This is a genomic window from Streptomyces mesophilus (assembly GCF_040300965.1).
GTDB classification, from domain to species: Bacteria; Actinomycetota; Actinomycetes; order Streptomycetales; family Streptomycetaceae; genus Streptomyces; species Streptomyces mesophilus_A.
This window is the reverse complement of sequence record NZ_JBEPEW010000244.1, coordinates 1-7,522: the sequence shown is the minus strand read 5'-3', so window position 1 is coordinate 7,522 and position 7,522 is coordinate 1. Positions and strand designations below refer to the sequence as shown.

At 69.3% G+C, this 7,522-nt stretch carries 6 protein-coding genes; 1 reads left to right on the top strand and 5 read right to left on the bottom strand.

The genetic code is table 11. The features are described 5' to 3' along the window. The first annotated feature begins 558 nt into the window (after positions 1–558). The gene (locus ABT367_RS39815; RefSeq protein ID WP_352258658.1) at positions 559–1,500 is read left to right on the top strand and encodes a bifunctional riboflavin kinase/FAD synthetase; all 942 of its coding nucleotides are present in this window, start codon (positions 559–561) and stop codon (positions 1,498–1,500) included. 168 nt (positions 1,501–1,668) lie between these two features. Here the strand turns inward: ABT367_RS39815 and ABT367_RS39810 are convergent, their stop codons facing one another. The 5 genes from ABT367_RS39810 to ABT367_RS39790 all read right to left on the bottom strand — a co-directional run. Beyond that, a complete protein-coding gene (locus tag ABT367_RS39810; protein WP_352258656.1) occupies positions 1,669–2,652 on the bottom strand; it encodes an ABC transporter ATP-binding protein in 984 nt (327 codons plus the stop codon). Then, positions 2,649–3,638, bottom strand: a complete 990-nt coding sequence (locus ABT367_RS39805; RefSeq protein ID WP_352258654.1) for an ABC transporter ATP-binding protein — start codon at positions 3,636–3,638, stop codon at positions 2,649–2,651. Before ABT367_RS39805 ends, ABT367_RS39810 begins: the two co-directional genes overlap by 4 nt. Then, positions 3,635–4,597, bottom strand: coding sequence for an ABC transporter permease (locus ABT367_RS39800; RefSeq protein ID WP_434975646.1), 963 nt, complete (start codon positions 4,595–4,597; stop codon positions 3,635–3,637). Before ABT367_RS39800 ends, ABT367_RS39805 begins: the two co-directional genes overlap by 4 nt. Beyond that, on the bottom strand, positions 4,594–5,670 hold the full coding sequence (locus tag ABT367_RS39795) for an ABC transporter permease (protein WP_352258652.1): 1,077 nt from the start codon (positions 5,668–5,670) through the stop codon (positions 4,594–4,596). The genes ABT367_RS39800 and ABT367_RS39795 overlap by 4 nt, the downstream gene beginning before the upstream one ends. A 57-nt stretch (positions 5,671–5,727) precedes the next feature. Continuing rightward, positions 5,728–7,522, bottom strand: a 1,795-nt coding sequence (locus tag ABT367_RS39790; RefSeq protein WP_352258651.1) for an ABC transporter substrate-binding protein, incomplete at its 5' end; no start/stop codon positions are given.

The following is a 7,522-nucleotide window of genomic DNA, read 5'->3' as shown; positions in this document are numbered from 1 at the left end:
GGGGGGGTTGATTTGTCATTCGGGCGCCCCCGACGTAGGCGGCGTCCCTTCGCGGGAACGGTGCCATTGCCCGAATGAGCAAGCACCCCACCCCGGCCCCGACCCACGACGAAACCGCAGGCGACAGCGCACCGGCGGAAAGCCGCCCACGAAGCGGCCCCACAGCGAATCCGCACGCACCGGCGGAAAGCCGCCCACGAAGCGGCCCCACAGCGAAACCGCACGCACCGGCGGAAAGCCGCCCACGAAGCACCCCCGACGAAAACCACACGCGCCGCCGCACGCACCGTCGGAAACCCGCCCACGCCCACGAAGCCCTCAACGGCACCGCACGCGCAGCACACCCCAGCCGAATCCCGCACACGAAGCCCCCCGACGAAACCGCACGCGCACGAGCCCCACGACGCAGAACACCCAAGAAGGAGCGCTCCCGGACAGCTGTGGCGTGGGGACGCAGGGCGAGCGGGGCCCCGGGGGCGGGGTCCCCGGAAAAGGCATGGCACTCTTAGTCCTGCGCAAACAGAACAACACACACAGGTTCGGCGAGGAGCAAACACCGTGCAGCGCTGGCGTGGCTTGGAGGACATCCCCCAGGACTGGGGGCGCAGCGTCGTCACCATCGGCTCCTACGACGGCGTACACCGCGGTCACCAGCTGATCATCGGCCGCGCCGTCGAGCGCGCCCGTGAGCTGGGCATCCCGAGCGTCGTCGTCACCTTCGACCCGCACCCCAGCGAGGTCGTCCGCCCCGGCAGCCACCCCCCGCTGCTCGCCCCGCACCACCGCCGCGCCGAGCTGATGGCCGAGCTGGGTGTCGACGCCGTGCTGATCCTCCCGTTCACCGCGGAGTTCTCGAAGCTCTCCCCGGCCGACTTCGTCGCCAAGGTGCTCGTCGACAAACTGCACGCCCGCGTCGTCGTCGAGGGCCCCAACTTCCGCTTCGGCCACAAGGCCGCCGGCAACGTCGAGTTCCTCGCCGAGCAGGGCCGTACATACGACTACGACGTCGAGGTCATCGACCTGTTCGTACGCGGCGAGGCAGGCGGCGGCGACCCGTTCTCCTCCACCCTGACCCGCCGCCTCGTCGCCGAGGGCGACGTCGAGGGCGCCGCCGAGATCCTCGGCCGCCCCCACCGCGTCGAGGGCATCGTCGTCCGCGGCGCCCAGCGCGGCCGCGAGCTGGGTTTCCCCACGGCCAACGTCGAGACCCTGCCGCACACCGCGATCCCCGCCGACGGCGTCTACGCCGGCTATCTGCACGTCGACGGCGAGGCCATGCCCGCCGCGATCTCCGTGGGCACCAACCCGCAGTTCGACGGCAAGGAGCGCACCGTCGAGGCGTACGCGATCGACCGCGTCGGACTCGACCTGTACGGCCTGCACGTGGCCGTCGACTTCGTCGCGTACGTACGGGGCATGGCGAAGTTCGACTCGCTCGAGCAGCTGATCCAGGCCATCGCGGTCGACGTCCAGCGCGCGAAGGCACTGCTCGCGGCATAGCCGAGCCGCACAGCCCGCCGAGCCGCACAGCCCGCCGAGCCGCACAGCCCGCACAGCCCGCCGGACCTCACAGCCGGCCCGGACCGTAGAGGCCGCCGGGCAGCACAGCCGAAAAACGCGAAGGGCCCCGCACGAACGCGGGGCCCTTCGACGTGCATCAGCGGGAGCTCAGCCCGAACTCACCCGAGCCGCAGCCCAATGGCAAGCCACCTGCCGCTCCCCACCCCCCGAAAGCACCGGCAGCAAGGTGGTCCGGCAGTCCCCGGCGACGCCCGCGCGCTCGGCCTCGCCGGACGCGAGCACCTGGCAGCGGGCGTGGAAGCGGCAGCCGCCCGGGATGCGTGAAGGGTCCGGTGGCTCGCCGGTGAGGACCACCGGATCGCCCGGGGCCTCCGGAAGGACGGACAACAGGGCTTGTGTGTACGGGTGTTGGGGTGAGGTCAGGACCTCCTCGACCGTTCCCGTCTCCACGATCCGGCCCAGGTACATCACCGCCACCCGGTCCGCGATGTTCCATGCGAGGCCCAGGTCATGGGTGACGACCAGGGCCGAGAGCCCCAGCTCCGTCCGGAGCGAGAGCAGCAGCGCGAGGATCTCCCCGCGCACGGAGGCGTCGAGGGACGCCACCGGCTCGTCCGCGACGATCAGTTCGGGATCGAGGACGAGCGCGCCCGCGATGACGACGCGCTGCCGCTGGCCGCCCGACAGCTCGTGCGGATAGCGCAGGAAGAAGCGCTCGGGCGGGCGAAGCCCGGCCCGCGACAGGGCGCCTGCCACCGCCTCGCGTTCGTCCCCCGCGTATCCGTGGATGCGCAGCCCCTCCGCGACCGCGTCGTACACGGTGTGCCGCGGGTTCAGCGAGCCGCTGGGGTCCTGCAGCACGAGCTGTGCGCGCTTGCGGTACGTCTTCAGGGCCTTCCCGCGATACGTCAACGGGGCGCCGTCGAAGAGCACTTGACCGGAGGTCGGCGGGACCAGGCCGAGCAGTGAGCGGGCGAGGGTCGTCTTGCCGCAGCCGGACTCGCCGACAAGCGCCACGATCTCGCCGCGCCGGATGTCCAGGTCGACCCCGTCCACGGCCCGCGCCTCGGGCGCGCCGCGCCGGCCGGGGAAGGTCACCCCGAGGCCGGCGGCACTCAGCAAAGCACTCATCGTCCACTCCCCACCGAAGCGTCCTCGGCACCCCTCGGGGCCCCCACGTGTACACAAGCCGCCCGCCGCAACTCCCCGGCGTCGACCAGTACTTGGTCCTCCACCGCACACGACTCCAACGCCACCGGACACCGCGGATGGAAGGTGCACCCCGTCGGCAGATCGGAAGGATCCGGCGGATCCCCGGGCAGTCCTCGCGGGGCGAACCGCGAGGACGGATCCCCGATTCGCGGGAACGCCGCCGACAGCGCCTTGCCGTACGGGTGCTGGGCGTCCTCGTACACCTGCTGAGCGGGTCCCTCCTCGACCACGCGCCCCGCGTACATGACCGTCAGGCGGTCGCAGGTGTCGGCGAGGACCGCCAGGTCATGGCTGATCATGATGAGACCGAGGCCCTGCTCGGCCACCAACTCCTCGATCAGGCGCAGGATCTGCGCCTGGATCATCACATCGAGCGCGGTCGTCGGCTCGTCCGCGATGATCAGGTCCGGTGCGCACGCGAGCGCCATCGCGATCATCACGCGCTGCCGCTGCCCGCCCGACAGCTCATGGGGATAGGCCTCGGCGCGCGCGGCCGGAAGACCCACGTGTTCGAGCAGTTCGGCGACCCGTTCCTTCACCTTCCCCGCGGGCGTCGTCCGGTGAAGCCGGATCGGCTCGGCGATCTGGTCGCCGATACGGTGCACCGCGTTCAGCGAGTGCATCGCGCCCTGGAAGACGATCGACGCCCCCGCCCAGCGCACCGCCCGCAGCCGGCCCCACTTCATCGCGAGGATGTCCTCGCCGTCGAGCAGGATCTGCCCGGTCACCTTGGTGCCCGCGGGCAGCAGACGAAGCAGCGCGAGGGCGAGCGTCGACTTGCCGCAGCCGGACTCGCCCGCGATGCCCAGCTTCTGCCCGGCGTCCACGGTGAGGTCGACGCCGCGTACCGCCTGGGCGCCATTCGCGTACGTGACATGCAGATCACGTACCTCCAAGAGGCTCAACGGGCCACCCCCAGCCTGGGATTGAGAACCGATTCGACCGCGCGCCCGCACAGCGTGAACGCCAGCGCCACCATCGCGATGGCAAGTCCGGGCGGCGCGAGATACCACCAGTGTCCGGCGCTCACGGCGCCCGCCTCACGTGCGTCCTGGAGCATCCCGCCCCACGAGGTGATGGTGGGGTCGCTGAGCCCGAGGAACGCGAGCGTGGACTCCGTGAGGATCGCGCTGGAGATCACCAGCGTCGTCTGCGCGAGGACGAGGGGCATCACGTTGGGCAGCACGTGCCGCAGCATGATGTGCCCGTGCCCGCCGCCGAGCGCGCGGGCCCGCTCGATGTACGGGCGGGACTCGACGGCCAGGGTCTGGGCCCGGACGAGGCGGGCGGTGGTGGGCCAGGTGGTGACGCCGATCGCGAGGATCACCGTCCACATGGAGCGGTCCATCACGGTCGCCAGGGCGATGGCGAGCACCAGCGTCGGCATCACCAGGAACCAGTCGGTGACCCGCATGAGGACGGTCGCGAACCAGCCCTTGAAATGCCCGGCGACGATCCCGACGACGGTGCCGATCGCCACGCACAGGAAAGCGGCGAGGAGACCGACCGTCAGGGAGACACGGGAGCCCCAGACCAGCAGGGCCAGGACGCTGCGCCCGAACTGGTCGGTGCCGAGCGGGAATTCACCGCTCGGATCCTCCATGGCCTGGCCCGGAGCATCCGTCACGGACTCCGAGTCCGCGCCCACCAGCAGCGGCGCGCCGAGCGCGATCAGAGCGATGAGCGCCAGGGCGGCGAGGCCCCAGAGCCCGCTCCTGTGGGTGCGGTACTCCTTCCAGAACCGTACGAGCGACTGGCGCATACGGGCCGCCTTGAGCGCCCGGGGGCTCTTCGCGGCGACGGCCTTGGTCAGGGTTTCTGCCGGGACCGGGGATTTCGTGGTCAGCGGCGGTTCTGCGGTCATCGGCCCACCCGGGGATCGAGCAGCGGATACAGCACATCGGCCAGCGTGTTGGCCAGGATCACCGCGGCGGCGAACAGGAAGAACAGCGCCTGCACCAGCGGCAGGTCGGGGCCCGCGAGCGCCTCGTAGAAGAGACCGCCGAGCCCCGGCCAGGAGAACACCGTCTCGACCAGGATCTGCCCGGCGACCACATGTCCGAGGTTCACGAACATCAGCGTGAACGTGGGCAGCATCGCGTTCGGTACGGCATGCCGGCGCCGTACGACATCGTCGCGAAGTCCCTTGGCCCGCGCGGTCGTCAGATAGTCGCTGCCCATCTCGTCGAGCAGCGAGGAACGCATTACGAGCAGGGTCTGCGCGTAACCGACCGCCACCAGGGTGATGACCGGCAGGACCATGTGGTGCGCGACATCGACGATGTACGCGAACCCGCTCTCGCTGCCGGATTCGAGACCGCCGGTCGGGAAGAGCCCGGGAATGGGGCCCACGCCGACGGAGAACACGATGATGAGCAGCAGCCCGAGCCAGAAGGACGGTACGGAGTACAGCGTCAGGGCCAGGGCGCTGTTGAAGCGGTCGCCCTTCTGCCCGTGCCGCCAGGCCGACCGCGTCCCGAGCCACAGGCCGAGTGCGGTGAAGAGGATGAACGCGGTACCGGTGAGCAGCAGCGTCGCCGGCAGCGCCGCCGTGATCTTCTCCATCACCGGTGCGTGGAACTGGTACGACATTCCGAAGTCGCCCGACAGCGCATCCCCGATGTAGTCCAGGAACTGCTGCCACATGGGCTGGTCGAGGCCGAACTCCCGCCGCAGGTTCTCCAGTTGCTCACTGGAGACCGGGCGGCCGCCCGTCATGTGCTTGACGGGATCGCTGGGGATCAGCCGGAAGAGGAAGAAGCTCGTGACGAGCACGGCGAACAGGGAGATCGCGGCCCCCACGATCTTGCCCGCCGCATAGCGCAGATAGGCCTTGGTGTTGCGCGCGCGTGGTCCGCGGCCGGCCGACGGCCCGGCATCTGCCAGGCCGTCGGCTTCCGCGCTGTGCACGAGCGCCGGAGTGCTCTCAGCTGTCATAGGACTCTCGTTACTCGTGCGGTTCGCTTACCTTGAGTCGGTCCTTGCCCGTCAGGGCTATTCGCGGTCGTCCGCCGTGGCCGCGCGCCGCCGCGTGAACAGGAACACGGCACCGCCAAGCACCAGCACACCGATCACGATGCCGATCACGACACCGGTCGAGCCGGAGTCGTCACCGCCGTTCCCCGAGTCCGCGCCGGCGCTGCCCGAGCTCGCCGGAACCGCCGACCACCAGCTCCAATACCCGTCCTGGCCATAGATGTTGCCGGAGGCCTCGGGCATGGTCTTGATGGACTTGATCTGGTCCGTGCGGTACGCCTCGACCGCGTTCGGGTACGCGATGACGTTCATGTACCCGGAGTCGTACAGCCAGGACTGCATTTCCTTGACGGTCTCGGCGCGCTTGGCCGGGTCGTATTCGGCGGCCTGCTTCTTGTACAGGTCGTCGAACTTCTTGTCGCAGATGAAGTTGTCGGTGGCCGCGCTCTCCTTCGCCTTCTCCGGCAGCGCCGCACAGGTGTGGATACCGAGCACGAAGTCCGGGTCGGGGTTCACGGACCAGCCGTCGAAGGCCAGGTCGTACTCACCCGCGTACCAGGGAACCGAGACATCGTCGAGGCACTGGACCTCGAGCCCGATGCCCAAGTCGCCCCACCACTCCTTCAGATACTTGCCGATGGCCTTGTCGTTGGGGTCGGTGGCGTGGCACAGGATCCGGAAGTCGAGCGGCTTCCCGTCCTTGCCGACGCGCTTGTCGCCCTTCAGCGGATATCCGGCCTCGTCGAGCAGCTTGGCGGCCCGCTCCGGGTCGTACGCGAGCTTCTGATCGCCCGCCGGCTTCCAGAAATACGATTCGAAGCGCGGCGGAATGTAGCCCTCGCCCTCGACGGCGTGCCCCTGGAACACCTTGTCGACGATGGTCTTGCGGTCGACGGACAGGAACAGCGCCTGGCGCACCTTCTGGTCGAGCAGCGCCGGGTGCCCGTCACCGAACTTCTTGCCGTCCTTCGTCTGCGCCCCCGGGTTGGTGGCGATGGCGAAGAAGCGGCGGCCCGGCCCCTCGTTGACCTTGATGTTCTTCTCGCCCTTGAGGCTCGCGGCCTGAGCGGGCGTCAGCGCGGGCGAGCCGGCGACGAAGGACACCTCGCCCTTCTTGAGAGCGGCGACGGCGGCGTCCTGGTCCTTGTACGTACGGAAGACCAGCTCGTCGAACTGCGGCGCCCCGCGCCAGAACTCCTTGTTCGCCTTCAGCTTCACGTACTGATCGGTCTTGTACTCGGTCAGCGTGAAGGGGCCGTTGCCGACGATCGGGAACTTCTCGTCGTTGTTGAACTTCGAGTAGTCCTTGACGTCCTTCCAGATGTGCTCGGGCACGATCGGGACGTCCAGGGAGACCATCGTCGCCTGCGGCGTCTTGAGCTCGATCACGAGCTCGGTGTCGCTGGGCGCGGTGACCTTCTTGAAGTTCGAGGTGAAGCTGCCGTTGGCCTGCGCGGCGTTCGGGTCGCTCATCATCTTGTTGAACGTGAACGCCGCGTCCTTGGCGGTCGCCGGCTCCCCGTCCGACCACTTGGAGTCGCCGCGGATCGTGTAGGTCCACGTCAGCTTGTCCGACGAGGACTTCCACTCCGTGGCGAAGCCCGGAATGGTCTTGTTGTCCTTGGGGTCGTAGTTGGTCAGGTACTCGTACATGAGCCGGTGGATGCTCGTGCTGACCAGGCGCTGAGCCAGGAACGGGCTCAGCGAGTCGACGCTCTGTGCGAGCGCGACCGTGAGGGTCTTGCCGTCGGCCTTGGCCTTGGCCGGCTGGGCCTGTTGCGCCTGGGCCGGTGCCGCGGCAGGCGCCGCGGGC